Annotated in this window: 16 protein-coding genes and 1 riboswitch; of the genes, 8 read left to right on the forward strand and 8 right to left on the reverse strand. The window is 51.3% G+C overall.

Annotated features, from left to right (window positions below; genetic code table 11):
• Positions 1–372: 372 nt before the first annotated feature.
• Positions 373–1,965: a bifunctional phosphoribosylaminoimidazolecarboxamide formyltransferase/IMP cyclohydrolase gene (gene purH / locus JK198_RS15305; RefSeq protein WP_212709421.1), complete on the forward strand. Its 1,593-nt coding sequence runs from the start codon at positions 373–375 to the stop codon at positions 1,963–1,965.
• 18 nt (positions 1,966–1,983) lie between these two features.
• Entirely contained in the window at positions 1,984–3,267 is a 1,284-nt protein-coding gene (gene purD, locus JK198_RS15310; protein WP_212710959.1) for a phosphoribosylamine--glycine ligase, read from the forward strand.
• Between the two features lie 60 nt (positions 3,268–3,327).
• On the opposite strand, the gene JK198_RS15315 is transcribed toward purD, so the two are convergent.
• The 6 genes from JK198_RS15315 to nudC form a co-directional block, all read right to left on the reverse strand.
• Positions 3,328–3,996: a DUF1481 domain-containing protein gene (locus tag JK198_RS15315; protein WP_343877874.1), complete on the reverse strand. Its 669-nt coding sequence runs from the start codon at positions 3,994–3,996 to the stop codon at positions 3,328–3,330.
• 179 nt (positions 3,997–4,175) lie between these two features.
• Positions 4,176–4,448: a nucleoid-associated protein HU-alpha gene (gene hupA, locus JK198_RS15320; protein ID WP_007886275.1), complete on the reverse strand. Its 273-nt coding sequence runs from the start codon at positions 4,446–4,448 to the stop codon at positions 4,176–4,178.
• A gap of 190 nt (positions 4,449–4,638) precedes the next feature.
• Complete coding sequence (locus JK198_RS15325; RefSeq protein ID WP_212709419.1) at positions 4,639–5,229, reverse strand: YjaG family protein; 591 nt, start codon at positions 5,227–5,229, stop codon at positions 4,639–4,641.
• A 62-nt stretch (positions 5,230–5,291) separates the two neighbouring features.
• Positions 5,292–5,966: a deoxyribonuclease V gene (gene nfi / locus JK198_RS15330; protein WP_212709418.1), complete on the reverse strand. Its 675-nt coding sequence runs from the start codon at positions 5,964–5,966 to the stop codon at positions 5,292–5,294.
• On the reverse strand, positions 5,966–7,030 hold the full coding sequence (gene hemE / locus JK198_RS15335; protein ID WP_212709417.1) for a uroporphyrinogen decarboxylase: 1,065 nt from the start codon (positions 7,028–7,030) through the stop codon (positions 5,966–5,968). Before hemE ends, nfi begins: the two co-directional genes overlap by 1 nt.
• Positions 7,031–7,123: 93 nt before the next feature.
• Positions 7,124–7,897: an NAD(+) diphosphatase gene (gene nudC, locus JK198_RS15340; RefSeq protein ID WP_212710958.1), complete on the reverse strand. Its 774-nt coding sequence runs from the start codon at positions 7,895–7,897 to the stop codon at positions 7,124–7,126.
• Between the two features lie 207 nt (positions 7,898–8,104).
• Positions 8,105–8,205: riboswitch (TPP riboswitch) on the forward strand.
• Between the two features lie 86 nt (positions 8,206–8,291).
• Between nudC and thiC the strand changes: the two genes are divergently transcribed.
• The 6 genes from thiC to thiH are packed head-to-tail and all read left to right on the forward strand — an operon-like array spanning position 8,292 to position 13,704.
• Positions 8,292–10,211 (forward strand): phosphomethylpyrimidine synthase ThiC, encoded by a 1,920-nt coding sequence (thiC, locus tag JK198_RS15345; RefSeq protein ID WP_212709415.1) that lies wholly within the window; start codon positions 8,292–8,294, stop codon positions 10,209–10,211.
• A complete protein-coding gene (thiE, locus tag JK198_RS15350) occupies positions 10,211–10,858 on the forward strand; it encodes a thiamine phosphate synthase (RefSeq protein WP_212709414.1) in 648 nt (215 codons plus the stop codon). Before thiC ends, thiE begins: the two co-directional genes overlap by 1 nt.
• Positions 10,851–11,606: a HesA/MoeB/ThiF family protein gene (locus tag JK198_RS15355; protein WP_212709413.1), complete on the forward strand. Its 756-nt coding sequence runs from the start codon at positions 10,851–10,853 to the stop codon at positions 11,604–11,606. Before thiE ends, JK198_RS15355 begins: the two co-directional genes overlap by 8 nt.
• On the forward strand, positions 11,596–11,796 hold the full coding sequence (gene thiS / locus JK198_RS15360; protein ID WP_212709412.1) for a sulfur carrier protein ThiS: 201 nt from the start codon (positions 11,596–11,598) through the stop codon (positions 11,794–11,796). The genes JK198_RS15355 and thiS overlap by 11 nt, the downstream gene beginning before the upstream one ends.
• Positions 11,797–11,798: 2 nt before the next feature.
• A complete protein-coding gene (locus tag JK198_RS15365) occupies positions 11,799–12,584 on the forward strand; it encodes a thiazole synthase (RefSeq protein ID WP_212710957.1) in 786 nt (261 codons plus the stop codon).
• Positions 12,577–13,704 (forward strand): 2-iminoacetate synthase ThiH, encoded by a 1,128-nt coding sequence (gene thiH, locus JK198_RS15370; protein WP_212710956.1) that lies wholly within the window; start codon positions 12,577–12,579, stop codon positions 13,702–13,704. Before JK198_RS15365 ends, thiH begins: the two co-directional genes overlap by 8 nt.
• A gap of 40 nt (positions 13,705–13,744) precedes the next feature.
• On the opposite strand, the gene JK198_RS15375 is transcribed toward thiH, so the two are convergent.
• Together JK198_RS15375 and rpoC are read right to left on the reverse strand one after the other, a co-directional pair.
• Positions 13,745–14,806 carry a DUF1176 domain-containing protein gene (locus tag JK198_RS15375; RefSeq protein WP_212709409.1) on the reverse strand — a complete coding sequence of 354 codons (1,062 nt, stop codon included), beginning with the start codon at positions 14,804–14,806 and terminating at the stop codon, positions 13,745–13,747.
• Positions 14,807–14,885: 79 nt separating this feature from the next.
• Positions 14,886–19,106, reverse strand: coding sequence for a DNA-directed RNA polymerase subunit beta' (gene rpoC / locus JK198_RS15380; RefSeq protein WP_212709408.1), 4,221 nt, complete (start codon positions 19,104–19,106; stop codon positions 14,886–14,888).
• Between the last annotated feature and the right edge of the window lie 28 nt (positions 19,107–19,134).

The raw sequence follows: 19,134 nt of genomic DNA on the forward strand, positions 1-19,134 counted from the left end.
TTCGTGATTTTTTCTCCGGACCGAATCGCTTCAGTCCTTGTCACGCCGCTGCGCATCGCGCTTTGCCGTGTCAGTGGTTGCGCATTATAGGGAGTTCAGCGAAAGGCGCAACCGCTAATTTAAGAAAAAACGATCGTTTGCTGCATTCCACAGCAAATGTGCTATTTATACGTGCTTACCCACAAACTTATCCACAAAGGGCTATAAATACAAATTTAGCCGGGCATCGCGCAATCGTTTTCGCTACAATGCCGCCATGTAATAAGTCGTGCAGGCGAAGTTTCCGGAAGCAGATAAAACGGCTATTTGCTCTCAGAACCTTCTCTAATACTTCTTCTATATATATGAAACCAATCCAGGGGATTCTTTCCTATGCAACAACGTCGTCCTGTACGCCGCGCTCTTCTGAGTGTTTCTGACAAAACCGGTATTGTTGAGTTTGCCAAAGCACTGGCCTCTCGTGGCGTCGAATTGCTCTCTACCGGGGGTACTGCCCGCTTACTGGCTGAGGCGGGGCTGCCCGTCACTGAAGTCTCCGATTACACAGGTTTCCCTGAGATGATGGATGGCCGCGTTAAAACGCTGCATCCGAAAGTCCATGGCGGCATTCTCGGACGTCGCGGACAGGATGATGCAATTATGGCTGAGCACCAAATCGCACCTATCGATATGGTGGTGGTAAACCTGTACCCGTTTGCCAGCACCGTTGCCCGTGAAGGATGCAGCCTGGAAGATGCCGTCGAGAATATTGATATCGGCGGACCAACCATGGTGCGCTCGGCTGCCAAGAACCATAAAGATGTCGCTATTGTGGTTAACAGCAACGACTACGCGCTGCTGATAAATGAGATGGAAGCCAACGATAACAGCCTGACGCTGGATACCCGGTTTGATCTGGCGATTAAAGCATTCGAACATACTGCCGCCTATGACAGCATGATTGCCAACTACTTCGGGAAACTGGTTCCGGCTTATTATAATGAAGAGAAAACCCCTGCCGGGCGTTTCCCGCGCACACTCAACCTGAACTTTATTAAGAAGCAGGATATGCGCTATGGTGAAAACAGCCATCAGGATGCTGCCTTCTATATAGAAGACAATATTACTGAAGCATCGGTTGCCACGGCACAGCAGTTACAGGGGAAAGCCCTTTCTTATAATAATATTGCCGATACCGATGCGGCGCTGGAATGCGTAAAAGAATTTGCTGAACCGGCCTGCGTTATTGTCAAACATGCTAATCCTTGTGGCGTTGCTATTGGCAGTAATATCAGACAAGCCTACGAGCGTGCTTACACCACCGATCCGACATCTGCCTTTGGCGGTATTATTGCGTTTAACCGCGAACTGGATGAAGAGACGGCTCAGGCAATTATCAGCCGTCAGTTTGTCGAAGTTATTATTGCCCCGTCCGCCAGCGACGCAGCTCTGAAAGTCACTGCGACTAAACAAAACGTCCGTGTACTGGTTTGTGGTGAATGGCAACAACAACGCAGCGCAGCACTGGATTTTAAACGCGTCAATGGCGGTTTGCTGGTACAGGACCGTGACCTGGGGATGGTCGGTGAAACTCAGTTGCGGGTGGTCAGCCAGCGTCAGCCTACACCACAGGAAATGCGCGATGCCCTGTTCTGCTGGAAAGTTGCTAAGTTTGTGAAGTCGAATGCAATTGTTTACGCACGTGATAATCAGACAATCGGCATCGGCGCAGGACAAATGAGCCGCGTCTACTCGGCAAAAATTGCCGGTATTAAAGCGGCTGATGAAGGGCTGGAAGTTAAAGGTTCCGCCATGGCTTCTGATGCTTTCTTCCCATTCCGCGATGGTATTGATGCCGCAGCGGCTGTCGGAATCAGCTGTGTGATCCAGCCCGGTGGCTCGATCCGCGATGATGAGGTGATTGCCGCGGCCAACGAGCACGGGATCGCCATGATCTTTACTGACATGCGTCATTTCCGCCATTAATCAGCCCGGGGTTTAACTATGAAAATTTTAATTATTGGTAATGGCGGACGCGAACATGCTCTGGCCTGGAAAGCCGCCCAGTCACCTTTAGCAGAAACCGTCTATGTGGCGCCAGGTAATGCCGGGACAGCGCTGGAACCCGCATTGCAAAATGTCGATATCAGCGCGACTGATATTGAAGGTCTGCTGGCATTTGCTCAGCAGCAGCACATTGACCTGACCATTGTTGGCCCCGAGGCACCGCTGGTTCTGGGGGTGATTGATGCCTTCCGCGAAGCAGGCCTGAAAATTTTTGGTCCGACTCAGGCAGCCGCTCAGCTGGAAGGCTCTAAAGCCTTTACCAAAGACTTTCTGGCACGGCATCATATTCCTACGGCTGAATACCAGAACTTTACCGAAATCGAACCAGCCCTGAGCTACCTGCGTGAAAAAGGGGCTCCTATCGTTATTAAAGCTGACGGTCTGGCGGCAGGCAAAGGTGTTATCGTTGCAATGACATTGCAGGAAGCCGAAGATGCCGTGAAAGATATGCTGGCAGGCAATGCATTCGGCGATGCCGGACACCGGATTGTGATCGAGGAGTTCCTGGAGGGTGAGGAAGCCAGCTTTATTGTGATGGTTGATGGTGAGCATGTACTGCCAATGGCCACCAGTCAGGATCACAAGCGGGTTGGTGATGCGGATACCGGCCCGAATACCGGAGGTATGGGGGCTTACTCTCCGGCACCCGTGGTCACTGATGAAGTCCACCAGCGTGTCATGGATGAGGTTATCTGGCCGACAGTACGAGGTATGGCTGCTGAAGGGAATCTGTACACTGGTTTCCTGTACGCAGGTCTGATGATTGATGGGGCAGGAAAACCGAAAGTCATTGAGTTTAACTGTCGTTTTGGCGACCCGGAAACGCAGCCGATCATGATGCGTATGCAATCTGACCTGGTAACATTATGCCTGGCAGCCTGTAATGGCGAACTGGACCAGCAGGAGTCATTATGGGATCCGCGTCCGGCGCTAGGCGTGGTTCTGGCTGCTGGCGGTTATCCTGAGCATTACCGTAAAGGTGATATTATTTCCGGACTGGATACAGCCGCCGCTTCAGACGGCAAAGTATTCCATGCAGGGACAGAATTGTCGGGAGAAAATGTCCTGACTAACGGCGGGCGAGTACTTTGTGCCACCGGTTTGGGTGCAGATGTTGCTGAGGCTCAGAAAAATGCCTATGCACTGGCAAAAACTATTTCATGGCCGGGATGTTTTTATCGTCATGATATCGGTTACCGGGCAATCAACCGCAATAAGTAACCCGGTATAAGCGCAGTTATATTTTCAGAGGCAGGCTTCGGCCTGCCTTTTTATCGCCGGTTATAAATCTGCCGCAACCGGCTGGTTATGACACAGATCCACCCTCGTGGCCCTGAGTAGTTGGGTTCCCTCAGGCCCTTTCAGCCATGCAATATATACCGGGGAGGCAGTGCCCGACCGGACACGGGCAATCATTCTTCGAGACTCCATATCCAGGCTTGCCTGTACTTGCTGATCATCACAGGTGAGAACCGTATTATTCTGTTGCCATCTGCCCTGCTGTAAATAGATCTGGCCTGCCAGTAACGCATCACTGATCTTCAATATTCGCCCGGCATCAAACCGATACAGTTCGATAGCCTGCTGGCTGACATCCTGCCGGCGGTTTTGCAACTGACGCTGCATAAAACTCAGTTTTCCCTGGTTATCAAACCGTAAAGTCACATCATCTGTGGCCCCTCCGGTAATATGACTCTGCATAAACAACAAATTCCCATTATGCCATTGGTAATCTGTTTGCTCTGTAACTGACTGATCAAAAGGGGTATACAGGGTACGTATTGCGGTGTAATCCGGCGGGGTATTCTTGCGCCACAAACGAACCACGCCCCGGTCAGCAAGGTAACCAGAAGCACTGAATGGCGGGATATTGTCTGATGAACTGCAGCCCGCCAGCAGCAACAGAGGCAACAGGCCAATAGCTATTATCCGTGCAGAAAAAAGCATCATCTCTCCTTAATACTTATCACTGCCACAGGGTGGCGCGCAGGATCATTATGCCCTGGTCAACAGGATACAGGGACGGTATAGCAAAAAGAAAGAGTTACAGAGGGAGGTTACAATAAACAGAAGAGGCGGAGAAATGCCCCTTCTGTTAGCTAAACGTTTTAACACCCGGGGTGCGACGCTTATTTTACGGCGTCTTTCAGAGCCTTACCGGAAACGAACGCAGGAACGTTTGCAGCAGCAATTTTGATTTCTTTACCAGTCTGCGGGTTACGACCGGTACGTTCTGCACGGTGGTTTACTTTAAAAGTACCAAAACCCACCAGCTGAACTGCATCACCTTCTTTCAGAGACTCAGTGATCGCAGCCAGAGTAGATTCCAGTGCAGTTTTAGCCTGAGTTTTAGACAGGTCCGCTTTTTCTGCGATCACATCAATCAGTTGAGTCTTGTTCATAAGTTATCCTTAAAGTGTATTTATCGCCTGCTAAGCAACGAATGCGAGTGAAAAGCCATATGTTCCGACACCCTTCAGCCTGCACACACCGATAGCCACAATTTTTAGCCCCCCAAATGTAGACCAGACAGGGGGCGAATGTGAAGCCTTCAGGTGAGCTAAATCAGGCCTGAAGTCACGTTTTATTGCCTTACTGGTTAAAACTTATACCAATATTACTAATTCCGGCTTCCCGCAGATCAGCACGCAGCCCTTTGATCAGCTCAGCATCACGTTCTTCGCACTCAGACAGCAATCGGAATATTTCCCATTGCAGGTCCCATTCATCAATGACGGCCTGGTTTTCTCTGAGTTCTTCATCGGTCATTTCCCGGCCAGCCTGGGTCATCTCCAGCATTGCCACTGTTGTAATCGATGTTTTACTGACTTCAATCGCATAGTTTAATGTTTCGCCACCTAACAGAGCGTGCAGTACATCACTCAGTGCGACGCAGGCGTCAATGGCCGGGTAGACCCCATAAATTTCAAATGCATCTCCGTCAGGGATCGCTTCTTCAAGTTTCTCAAGCTGAGAATCGAAGTTAACTTTTGCACCTTTCACCACCAGCGTCTCCCAGACCAGATCAAGGATACGACGATAGAGGTGAGGATCGGCAAACTCAGTCTGCTGACAGAACGCCAGATAGTTCGGATACATACGCTCACACAGACAAGCCATGAAAGTCATATGTTGCCAGCTTTCCAGCTTTTCCAGGCGTAAGTGGATAGGGTTACGTAACATGACGGATACTCATTATAAATTAGCTGGCAGAAGTGTAACGCAAAAGCGCGGTTTTCACAGCGTTATTGTACGTTCAGCCAGCGCTGGAAGCCTTTGCGGCGGGAGGCAATCCCGTCGGCCAGTCGGGTGGGTTCCGGCAAACGATAACCCCGTAAACATTGCTGCGTCCAGAAAAGGGCCATATCAACGCTGACCCGGTGTCCAATAGAAATAAACAACGGATTACATCTGATTTTACTGCGCAGTACCCAGCCGGCTTGCTGATGATGACAATACAGTGGCTGGCATGCCCCGGCCCCTTCTTCCAGTGGAGAATACTCGCCACATAAACGGTTCTTGGCAATGCCAATCGTCGGTACATCAGTTAACACACCAATATGGCTGGCAACCCCTAAACCTCTCGGATGAGCGATGCCTTGCCCATCAATAAGCAATAAATCCGGACGATGAGTAAGTTGTTGCCAGGCAGCAAGCAGTGCCGGACATTCACGGAACGAGAGAAATCCGGGGATGTAGGGTAACGTGACGGGTACCCGTGCTATACGGTGTTCAACTATTTCCAGTCCGGGCCAGCGCAATACGACAATAACGCCGCGCGCGATCGTCCCTTGTTGTTCAAACCCCACGTCTCCCCCGGCAATAAAGCCAGGGGAAAAATCACGGCTTAGCCCCTCACCAACAACATCAGCTGCCAGTGAAAGTTGCTGTACTTTTAATGCCGCGTAATCAGCTGTCATTATTTATGATAAGCTGCCGACAGACGGTGGACAGCGTCAACAAATGCGCCAGCATGTTCCGGCGGAACATCCTGATGGATCCCATGTCCGAGATTGAACACATGCCCGTCACCATGACCGAAGCCTTCGAGAATTGTCGAGACTTCCTGTTCGATCCGCGCCGCCGGAGCATAAAGCACTGAAGGGTCCATATTGCCCTGTAATGCAACCCGGTGTCCTACCCGCTGGCGGGCATCGGCAATATCCGTCGTCCAGTCAAGGCCAATCGCATCACAGCCAGTATCTGCAATCTGTTCCAGCCACTGTCCGCCACCTTTAGTGAACAGTGTGACCGGCACACGGCGGCCTTCACTTTCATGCAATAAACTGTCTACAATTTTATGCATGTAATACAGAGAGAAATTGCGGTAGTCGCGACCGGTTAATACCCCGCCCCAGGTATCAAAAATCATTACCGACTGTGCACCGGCACGGATTTGGGCATTCAGATACAGAATGACACTTTCCGCCAGTTTATCCAGTAATGCATGCAATACCGACGGCTCGCTGTACATCATTTTTTTAATTTTAGTGAAGGCTTTGCTGCTGCTACCTTCCACCATATAGGTTGCCAGTGTCCATGGACTGCCGGAGAAACCAATCAGCGGAACTTCACCTTTCAGGTTTTTACGGATAGTTCGTACCGCATTCATCACATAGCCCAGTTCCTGTTCCGGATCAGGGATTGGCAGGTTTTTTACATCCGCAGCACAGCTGATCGGTGAAGAAAAGCGCGGGCCTTCACCGGTTTCAAAATACAGCCCTAATCCCATCGCATCCGGAATGGTCAGAATGTCAGAGAACAGGATAGCGGCATCCAGCGGATAACGGCGCAGGGGTTGTAAAGTGACTTCACAGGCCAGCTCGGCATTTTTACACAACGACATAAAATCGCCGGCCTGTGCGCGGGTCTGTTTATATTCAGGCAAATAGCGGCCTGCCTGACGCATCATCCACACCGGCGTTACATCCGTTGGCTGCCGTAGTAATGCTCGCAAATAACGGTCGTTTTTTAATTCGCTCATAATCAGGCTCTCTCGAAATCAGGCGCATATTATATACACAAACAACGGGTTATTCTAACCATGCCCCTGTCAGTCAGGTATCTTTGTCTGCCGTTATTGGTATTCTGACCGGCACAATGCCACAGTATCTTCAATCAGCCGCCGTGCGATGGTGCCAGCGGGTGGCAGTGCAGGCAGTTCATCATAACGGTACCAGCCGGCATCCAGCAGTTCTTCAGGATCAATGCATATATCACCACTGTCGTAATCAGCCAGAAAAGCCATCATCAGTGACTGGGGAAACGGCCAGGGCTGAGAAGCGATATAGCGCAGATTTTTAATCCTGATACTGCTCTCTTCCATAACTTCACGGGTAACCGTCTGTTCGAGGGTTTCCCCGACCTCAGCAAATCCGGCCAGGGCCGTATAAATCCCATTACGATGGCGTACATGCTGTGCCAGCAGAAGTTTATCATCACGGCGGATCACCACGATAATACAAGGCGCTATTTGCGGGTAATACCGTTCATGACAGCGGGTACACAGACAGGCAAATTCTGTCTTACTGTGCTGCATTTCCCCGCCACAGTAACCACAGTAACGGTGAGAACGATAAAATTCAGCCAGCTGTACACCGCGTCCGGCCATTCTGAATAAGCCACTGTCTTCATTCAGCAACTGCCGCAGGGAAGCCATGTTTTGCGGACGCGAATGATTAATCAGCCAGACCGTATCGCCCTGCCACTCACCGATCGGACGTCCGGACAATCCGCTAAGGGAAAATTCAGCAGCAGGCCCGTAAGGTAGTTTATCTCCGGGTAGCCAGATTTTATTCTGCTGGCTTACCACCCACCAGCCCTTATCTTCACCGGTTATTTCACGTTCCATCAATCAGCACCTTTGTTGTTTTTAACCACATGTTACGACAACAGCTAATCCATACTAGCACCCGGCGGGGTAATGTCAGCGATAACATGACACTTGCTTTTCACCGACCGTACAAATAGCAGGGGCTTGTACTTCACGCTGAAGCACTCTATGCTGACTGACGGTGACAATTCACCCGCCGCTGTATCACACCCTGATCAGCCGCTTATTATCTTGTCGGAGTGCCCCACGGGGCTGAGACCGTTAATTCGGGATCCGCGGAACCTGATCAGGTTAGTACCTGCGAAGGGAACAAGAGTACAGTTCAGCCTGAGTGTGCCCGCAAGGCACTTTCTTCTGTCACTCCTTCCGGACTCCGGACAAGCGTATTTCTTTATTTACAGGAAATAGAGCTATGTCTGAAAAATTATCACGCCGCGAAAAACGCGAACAAGCACGGGATTTTATCAACTCACTGGGTCATCAGTCCTTTCCGGCCTCACGCCGCCGCTGGCTGACTGGCTCCCGGCCGGACATCAGGGTGCCGGTCCGTGAAATACAACTCAGCCCGACCCGTATCGGCGGAACCGCGGCCAATCCGACAGAAGAAGACAATGAAGCTATCCCGGTCTATGACACGTCCGGTCCGTTTGGTGATGAAACCGCCACCCCGGATATCCACCGTGGTATCCCCCGCCTCCGCCAGACCTGGATTGAACAACGCCAGGATTCTGAACAGATTCCGGCCACCAGCTCAGCCTACACCAGAGAACGCCTGGCGGATGAAAGCCTGGATGGACTGCGCTTCCGCTACCTTCCCCAGCCGCGAAAAGCGCTGAACGGACGTTGCGTTACCCAGCTGCATTACGCGCGTCAGGGGATAATCACCCCGGAAATGGAATTTATCGCAATACGTGAAAATATGGGCCGCGCGCAGATCACCTCATCTGAACTGCGCCAGCAACATCCCGGCAAGCATTTTTTTGATCCGTTACCGGAAACCATTACCCCGGAATTTGTACGCCAGGAAGTTGCCGCAGGGAGAGCAATTATCCCGTCGAATATTAATCATCCTGAATCCGAACCGATGATCATCGGCCGGAATTTTCTGGTAAAAATTAATGCCAATATTGGTAACTCGGCCGTGACCTCTTCTATTGAAGAAGAAGTCGAAAAACTGGTCTGGGCAGCCCGCTGGGGGGCTGATACGCTGATGGACCTCTCCACCGGGCGGAATATTCACGAAACCCGGGAATGGATCCTGCGCAACAGCCCGATCCCTGTCGGTACTGTCCCGGTGTATCAGGCCCTGGAAAAAGTGAATGGTGTCGCAGAAGATCTTAACTGGTCTGTCTTCCGGGATACCCTGCTGGAGCAGGCGGAACAAGGGGTCGATTACTTCACTATCCATGCCGGTGTCCTGCTGCGTTATGTGCCAATGACCGCAAAACGCCTGACCGGGATTGTGTCACGCGGCGGATCGATTATGGCTAAGTGGTGCCTGTCCCATCACCAGGAAAACTTCCTGTACCGGCATTTCCGTGAAATCTGTGAAATCTGTGCCAGCTACGATATTGCCCTGTCATTGGGCGACGGATTACGCCCGGGGTCTATCCGCGATGCTAATGATGAAGCACAGTTCGCCGAACTGCATACCCTCGGAGAACTGACCAAAATTGCATGGGAGTATGATGTTCAGGTAATGATTGAAGGCCCGGGACATGTGCCGATGCATATGATCCAGCGCAATATGACCGAACAACTGGAGCATTGTCACGAAGCGCCGTTTTATACCCTCGGCCCCCTGACAACGGATATTGCACCGGGTTATGACCATTTTACCTCGGGTATCGGTGCTGCCATGATCGGCTGGTTCGGCTGTGCAATGCTGTGCTACGTCACTCCCAAAGAGCACCTCGGCTTACCGGATAAAGAAGACGTGAAGCAGGGACTGATAGCTTATAAGATTGCCGCACATGCGGCCGACCTGGCAAAAGGTCATCCCGGCGCTCAGATCCGTGATAATGCTATGTCTAAAGCACGTTTCGAATTCCGCTGGGAAGATCAATTTAATCTGGCGCTGGATCCGGAAACTGCCCGCAGTTACCACGATCAAACCCTTCCTCAGGAATCAGGCAAGGTTGCCCATTTCTGTTCCATGTGCGGCCCGAAATTTTGTTCGATGAAAATCAGTCAGGAAGTTCGTGACTTCGCCAGTAAGAACCCGGCTCCGGCATTTGCTATCAATGAAGGTATGCTCGGGATGTCTCAGCGTTTCCGCGATAACGGCAGCGAAATTTATCTGCCCGTCAGTACAGATGCCGGGGGGAAATAATGGCTCAGGTATTTCCTGCTGTTCCGCTGCACTGCGGGTTATACGCAGTGGTGGACAGTGTTGAATGGATCGCCCGGCTGCTGGATGCAGGAGTGATGACATTACAGTTACGCATCAAGGATGACTGTACCGCAGAAAAAGAACAGGCAATTATCGAAAGTATTCGTCTGGCTGCTAAACGAAATGCCCGGCTATTTATCAATGATGATTGGCAGCTGGCGATCAAACATGGTGCCTATGGTGTGCACCTGGGGCAGGAAGATCTGGACACTGCCGATCTGACAGCCATTTATCAGGCCGGGTTAAGACTGGGTGTCTCCACCCATGACAGCCGGGAAATTGACCGTGTGCTCTCCTTCAATCCTTCCTATATCGCTTTGGGACATGTGTTCCCGACCAATACCAAACAGATGCCCTCTCATCCACAGGGACTGGATAATTTACGTCATCATGTACGACGTCTTGCAGGTATACCGACGGTAGCTATCGGTGGCATATCCATAGACCGGGCCGCGGAGGTTCTGGCTACCGGGGTCGGTAGTATCGCGGTTGTTAGCGCCATCACACGAGCCGCCGACTGGCGAACTGCCGTTGCAGAGTTACAGCGCAGGGTAGAGGAAGCTCAGGGGAACTCAGCAGATGCTTAATGATCAGGATTTTATGCGCTATAGCCGGCAATTGCTACTGGAGGAAATTGGCCCGTCAGGACAGGAAAAGCTGGCAGATGCGCGGGTATTGATTGTCGGGCTGGGAGGACTGGGATCTCCGGCGGCTATGTATCTTGCAGCAGCCGGTATTGGCACCCTGCTGCTGGCCGATGATGACACTCTGCATATCAGTAACCTGCAGCGACAAATTTTGTACCGTACGGCTGATACTGGTCGCCCTAAAGCCGGACTGGCGGCACAGACCCTGAACCAGATGAATCCGTCAGTACACCTGCATACTATTGACCGGCGAATTGATGTACAGCAATTAGCCTGTTTACCTGTCAGGCCAACCGTAGTACTCGACTGCAGTGATAACCTGCTAACCAGACACTTGCTCAATGCATGGTGCGTTGAACAAGGCCTGCCACTGATTTCGGCAAGTACTGTAGGGTTCAGCGGGCAACTGCTGGTGCTGACACCTCCCTGGCACCGGGGCTGTTATCGCTGTCTGTGGCCACAGACAGAAGAACCCGCCCGTAACTGCCGTAACAGCGGGATTATTGGTCCGGTGGCGGGAATGATGGGTAATTTACAGGCGCTGGAAACAATCAAACTGGTGACAACCGGCCATAGCGCTGTTTCCGGTCAGCTGATGCTGTTTGATGGTAAAGAATTACAATGGCGTCGTCTGCAGTTGACCCCGGCCGATGACTGCCCGGTCTGCGGAGAAATTCATGCAAATTAAACTCAATGATATACCAACGGAGATTAGCCACGCCTGTTTATTAAGTCAGCTATTGCAGCAGATATCCGTTGGCCCGCAGGGCACCGCCCTTGCGGTCAACGGCAGAGTCATTCCTGCCACCCGCTGGGCTGAGTACCAGGTGCAGGAAAATGATGATGTGGTGGTTTTTCAGGTCATCGCCGGAGGTTAACTGTGTTAAGAATTGCAGATAAAACATTCAGTTCCCGGCTACTGACCGGGACAGGTAAGTTTGCTTCTCCGGCCATAATGCAGGCGGCATTACTGGCTTCCGGCTCACAGCTGGCAACATTAGCGATGAAACGAGTTGATTTGAGTGGCCGGCAGGACAATATTCTGGATCCCTTAAAACAATCAGGCGTTATGTTGCTGCCAAATACCTCCGGGGCCAAAACCGCGGGAGAAGCTGTATTCGCTGCACGACTGGCACGGGAAGCTCTGGGGACTCACTGGGTAAAACTGGAAATCCATCCCGATAACCGCTATCTGTTACCCGACCCGATAGAAACACTCCGGGCCGCAGAACAGCTGGTAAAAGAAGGTTTTGTCGTTTTGCCCTATTGCGGGGCCGACCCGGTGCTCTGTAAACGGCTGGAAGCCGTCGGATGTGCGGCGGTTATGCCGCTCGGCGCACCGATTGGCAGTAATAAAGGGTTACTGAGCAGGGATTTTCTGCAGATCATTATTGATCAGGCTACGGTACCGGTAATCGTCGATGCAGGGATCGGTTTACCTTCACATGCCTGTGAAGCAATGGAATACGGTGCGGATGCTGTGCTGCTGAATACCGCTATTGCCACAGCCAACGACCCTGTTGCGACGGCCCGCGCGTTTGCTTTAGCCACTGAAGCAGGACATCTTGCCCGCGGAACTTCCGGTCTGCGGGCAGTCGCCTGTCCGACCAGCCCGTTAACCGCTTTCCTGGAGGCTGACTTTCAACAGGAGAATACCAATGGCTGATTTTGCTGATTACTGGCAGAGCCTGGACCAGAACGAATTACGCCTGCGGATTGACAGTCAGACCCCGGCTCAGGTCGGGCGGGCATTATCCGGAGAAATACAGGGCACTGCCGCGCTGATGGCATTATTGTCTCCGGCGGCGGAAAGTTTTCTGGAACAGATGGCGGCCAGAGCACAGCAACTGACCCGACAGCGCTTTGGTCATACAGTCAATTTTTTTGCACCACTCTATCTGTCTAACCTTTGCGCTAATGAATGCACTTACTGCGGCTTTTCGATGGGCAATCGAATCCGTCGTAAGACATTGGATAGCAAAGAGATTTCACTGGAATGTCAGGCGATACGCAAACTGGGGTTTAATCAGCTATTGCTGGTGACCGGTGAACATCAGAATAAAGTCGGGATGGAGTATTTCCGCAGTCATCTGCCGGGCATTCGTCAGCAGTTCAGTTCACTGATGATGGAGGTTCAGCCATTACAGGAAGATGAGTACCGCGAATTACGGGGGCTCGGGCTGGACGGAGTGCTGGTATATCAGGAGACCTATCATACTTCCTGTTATGCCACTCATCACTTACGGGGCAATAAGCAGGACTTTTTCTTTCGTCTGCAAACACCGGAAAGGCTGGGCCGCGCAGGTGTCGACAGAATAGGGCTCGGCGTTCTTGCCGGATTATCCGGCCACTGGCGCACTGATTGCCTGATGATGGGTGAACACCTGAACTGGTTGCAAAAACATTACTGGCAGTCACGCTATTCCGTAGCTTTTCCACGATTACGCCCCTGTGCCGGCGGTATCACCCCGGCTTCACTGATGAATGAACGTCAGCTGCTGCAGACAATGTGTGCCTTCCGGCTGTTTTCACCACCCACGGATATTTCGCTATCCACCCGGGAGTCACCGAAATTCCGCGATCATGCTATTCCGATTGTTGTGACCACAGCCAGTGCTTTTTCTAAAACAGCGCCGGGTGGATATGCAGAAAGCAGCGGTGCGCTTGAACAGTTTTCACCGGATGATCACCGGCGGCCAGAAGTGGTCGCTGCCGCCTTACAGAAAACCGGGTTACAGCCGGTGTGGAAAGACTGGGAGCCTTACTTCGGAAGAAATAATCTGTGACCGGGACGGGCGCCGGGCGCCCGTTATTGTCTGTCTCTGCCTATTCTTTAAAGCCGGGTGTCAGCCAGACCGAAGGCCAGTTGCCCGGAGCTCCGCCGTCACAGGCTGGCTGGTTATGGTAACTCATCAGCTGAAAATGATGCCCGTCATACCGCCAGGCTCCGCTTTCACCACAGTCAGCGATCCCCCGGCCTCTGGCCGTATGAGTCAGCATCGCTGTTTTAGGATCATAACTGACGTCCGTAAACCAGCTGATGGTCTGAGGATCTCCCTGATCATCTTTCAGGGGAAGTGTCAGCTCCACTTCCTTCGCCTGATCCGGATGATCACGCGGGGTAATAAATAAAATACCGGAAGACTGATAAGCCCCGGTAACACAATTGATCATCACCAGGACATTTTTCTTATCCAGAGGCACTGCTTTACTGCGGGCGATGTCATCAGCTTCCGGTGAGCATTCTTCATCATTAAGCACTGATTGCTGCGTCTGCAGTACTTCATTGATCAGAGCATTACCATCACTGACCGGGAAAATAGCCGGGACTTTGGTCGGCGGAATTTCAAAAGCATAACGCAGCGGCACCTGTGCCGGAATGCCGGGCCCGACACGCAGCAGCGCAGTCTGGTTATCCAGACGCCCCTGTACATCATCGGCAAACAATAACGAGGCATTTAAACCTTTTAGTGAACCCGTATCATCATCTTCATCCGGCGTCAGAGTAATACGTCTGGCATGACTGGCCGCCCGGATAAATGCCTGAACTGTCTGCAGAGAATCAGTATGGTAACCCGCATAATCGTGGCTTTCATCGCTACTGACAGGGATCATACTGTTATTCCATAATTTCCCGTCCAGCCAAATCCCTTCCGGTTTATCAATATCAAATCCCATAATATCCAGCGAAACAATTCCCCGTGGCCCGGCTTCATGCCGCAGCACAACACGCATATTTTCATCGGCATTACGGATATCGCAATCATTAAGATTATTACAGGTCACCTGCCAGTCCTGGAACATTCTCTGAACAGCTTCTGAAGCTTTTACTGTGGGTATCGCCACCAGCATTGAAAACAATATGGCAGGTACACAAAATTTCCTCACACTTTGCTCCGCTTCCTGTCTGACCGGATATAAAAAAACCCTGCCTGAGCAGGGTTTTATATCACGATGTCATACTCTGTTATTCGTCGCTGCCACCAAGGCCGGCATTCAGCAACTCAGCCAGGCTGGCAGATGCTTCGTCTGCAGTGACCTGAGGAGTCACAGGTGCTTCACCTGAATGACGACGGCGCATACGATCCTGATGGTAGGCATAACCGGTACCGGCAGGGATCAGACGACCAACGATCACGTTCTCTTTCAGACCACGTAATTCATCACGTTTACCGGCTACTGCTGCTTCAGTCAGTACGCGAGTCGTTTCCTGGAATGATGCCGCAGAAATAAACGATTCGGTTGCCAGTGAAGCTTTAGTAATACCCAGCAGGTCACGGGCGAAAGTCGCAGCGACTTTGCCGTTCGCTTCCAGTTCACGGTTAGCGATCATGATACGTGAAACTTCAGCCTGCTCACCTTCCAGGAACTCGGAGCTACCGGAAGAAGCAATGGTCGCTTTACGCAGCATCTGACGAACGATAACTTCAATGTGTTTATCGTTAATCTTAACGCCCTGCAGACGGTAAACGTCCTGCACTTCGTTAACGATGTAACGGGTCACAGCATGAACACCACGCAGACGCAGAATGTCGTGCGGTGATTCAGGTCCGTCGGAAACAACATCACCACGTTCAACACGCTCACCTTCAAACACGTTAAGCTGACGCCATTTCGGAATCATCTCTTCGTAAGGTTCGCTGCCATCAACAGGTGTGATCACCAGACGACGTTTGCCTTTGGTTTCTTTACCGAAGGAAATAATACCGCTGATTTCTGCCAGAATCGCCGGCTCTTTCGGACGACGGGCTTCAAACAGGTCAGCAACGCGTGGCAGACCACCGGTAATATCTTTAGTACCGCCGGATTCCTGAGGAACACGCGCTAAGGTATCACCGGAACTGATTTGTACACCATCATCCAGCTGAACAATTGCGTTACCTGGCAGGAAGTACTGTGCAGGCATATCGGTGCCTGGCAACATCACATCATCACCTTTAGCATCGACAATTTTCAGTGCCGGACGCAGGTCTTTACCACCTGAAGTACGCTCAGCAGTATCCAGTACCACCAGAGAAGACAGACCTGTCAGTTCATCCGTCTGACGGGTAATTGTCTGACCATCGTTCATATCGACAAAGCGAACAAAACCGCTCACTTCGGTGATAACCGGCATTGTGTGTGGATCCCAGTTAGCAACGGTTTCACCGGCATTCGCCTGCTCACCATCGCCTTTGGCCATCACGGAGCCGTAAGGTACTTTATAGCTTTCTTTGGTACGACCGAATTCATCGATCATATTCAGTTCAACGTTACGTGAAGTAATAACCAGCTTACCTGCTGAGTTAGTTACCGACTTAGCGTTGATCAGCTTAATGGTACCTTTGTTTTTCACCTGAATGCTGGATTCAGCTGCCGCACGGGATGCCGCACCACCGATGTGGAACGTACGCATCGTCAGCTGTGTACCAGGTTCACCGATGGACTGTGCTGCGATAACACCAACCGCTTCACCTTTGTTGATGATATGACCACGAGCCAGGTCACGACCATAACAGTGAGCACACACGCCAAAGTCAGTGGTACAACCAACCACAGAACGTACTTTTACGCTGTCAACAGAGTTCTGTTCCAGCACGTCACACCAGTGCTCATCGAGCAGGGTATTACGGGCGACCAGAATATCTGCAGAACCCGGCTTCAGAACATCTTCTGCGGTAACACGACCCAGAACACGCTCACGCAGTGGCTCTTTAACATCACCACCTTCGATCACCGGTGTCATCATGATACCTTCGTGGGTACCACAATCGTCTTCAGTAACGACCAGATCCTGTGCAACGTCTACCAGACGACGAGTCAGATAACCGGAGTTTGCGGTTTTCAGTGCGGTATCCGCCAGACCTTTACGAGCACCGTGCGTCGAGATGAAGTACTGGAGTACGTTCAGACCTTCACGGAAATTCGCTGTGATCGGCGTTTCGATGATTGAACCATCTGGTTTCGCCATCAGGCCACGCATACCCGCCAGCTGACGAATCTGAGCAGCAGAACCACGAGCACCGGAGTCGGCCATCATATAGATACTGTTGAAAGAAACCTGTTGTTCTTCTTCACCATGACGGTTAATCACAGTTTCAGTTTGCAGGTTTTCCATCATCGCTTTGGAAACACGTTCGTTGGCCGCAGCCCAGATATCGATGACTTTGTTATAACGTTCACCGGCAGTTACCAGACCAGACTGGAACTGTTCCTGGATTTCAGCCACTTCGGCTTCCGCTTCACTGATGATCTCGGCTTTTTTGGCCGGGATAACCATATCATCAATACCTACTGATGCTCCTGAACGGGCAGCATAGGCAAAACCGGTATACATGGTCTGGTCAGCAAAAATAACCGTTGGTTTCAGACCCAGGATACGGTAACAGGTATTCAGCATCTTAGAGATTGCTTTCTTACCCAGTGCCTGGTTAATGATTGAGTACGGCAGACCTTTAGGTACGATCATCCACAAAATTGCACGGCCGATCGTGGTATCGATCAGGCTGGTCTGTGGGATCAGGTCGCCCTGCTCATTCAGGCTGTATTCGGTAATACGGACTTTCACACGGGCATGCAGCTCGGCCAGGCCAGCGCGATAAACTCGCTCTGCTTCTTTAGGCCCGGTCAGTACCATGCCTTCGCCTTTACCGTTGACTCTGTCACGGGTCATGTAATACAGACCCAGTACAACGTCCTGAGAAGGAACGATAATTGGTTCACCGTTCGCAGGAGACAGGATGTTGTTGGTAGACATCATCAGTGCACGGGCTTCCAGCTGAGCTTCCAGCGTCAGCGGGACGTGTACAGCCATCTGGTCACCATCGAAGTCGGCGTTATAAGCCGCACAAACTAATGGGTGCAGCTGGATAGCTTTACCTTCAATCAGAACCGGTTCAAAAGCCTGGATACCCAAACGGTGCAGTGTTGGTGCACGGTTCAGCAGTACCGGGTGTTCGCGGATCACTTCATCCAGGATATCCCAGACCACAGCTTCTTCACGCTCAACCATTTTCTTGGCGGCTTTGATAGTCGTTGCCAGACCACGCAGTTCCAGCTTGCCGTAGATAAATGGTTTGAACAGTTCAAGTGCCATTTTCTTAGGCAGGCCACACTGATGCAGGTGCAGGTATGGACCAACGGTAATTACGGAACGACCTGAATAGTCGACACGTTTACCCAGCAGGTTCTGACGGAAACGACCCTGTTTACCTTTGATCATATCGGCCAAAGATTTCAGAGGACGTTTGTTAGAACCAGTGATCGCACGACCACGACGACCGTTATCCAGCAGTGCATCGACCGCTTCCTGCAGCATACGTTTTTCGTTACGTACGATGATGTCAGGGGCAGCCAGATCCAGCAGGCGTTTCAGACGGTTGTTACGGTTGATGACACGGCGATACAGATCGTTCAGATCTGAAGTCGCAAAGCGTCCACCGTCCAGTGGTACCAGAGGACGCAGATCCGGTGGTAATACTGGCAGTACTGTCAGGATCATCCACTCTGGCTTGTTACCAGACTGAACAAACGCTTCCAGCAGTTTGATCCGCTTAGTCAGCTTTTTACGCTTGGTTTCGGAATTGGTTTCGTTCAGCTCCTCACGCAGCTGTTCGCATTCCTGTTCCAGATCCATGCCTTTCAGCAGAGCCTGGATTGCTTCCGCACCCATTTTCGCGTCGAATTCATCACCAAACTCTTCCAGCGCATCCAGATACTGCTCTTCAGTCAGGATCTGACGCTTTTCAAGGTTGGTCATGCCGCCTTCAATAACGACATAAGATTCAAAATACAGTACGCGTTCAATATCACGCAGTGGCATGTCTAATAACAGGCCGATACGGGATGGCAGTGACTTCAGAAACCAGATATGTGCTGTCGGAGAAGCCAGCTCAATGTGACCCATACGTTCACGACGAACTTTAGTCTGGGTAACTTCTACGCCACACTTCTCACAAATAACACCACGGTGCTTGAGACGCTTGTACTTACCGCACAGGCACTCATAGTCCTTTACCGGACCAAAAATACGCGCACAGAACAGACCATCACGTTCCGGCTTAAAGGTACGATAGTTGATGGTTTCTGGCTTTTTAACTTCACCGAAAGACCAGGAACGGATCATATCTGGCGATGCCAGAGCGATCTTGATCGCATCAAACTCTTCGGTTTTAGTTTGCGCTTTTAAAAACTTAAGTAAGTCTTTCACGGATTTGCTCCCGTCGGAGTGAGACTTC

This window comes from Tatumella sp. JGM91 (genome assembly GCF_018257575.1).
In the GTDB taxonomy this organism is placed as follows: Bacteria; Pseudomonadota; Gammaproteobacteria; order Enterobacterales; family Enterobacteriaceae; genus Tatumella; species Tatumella punctata.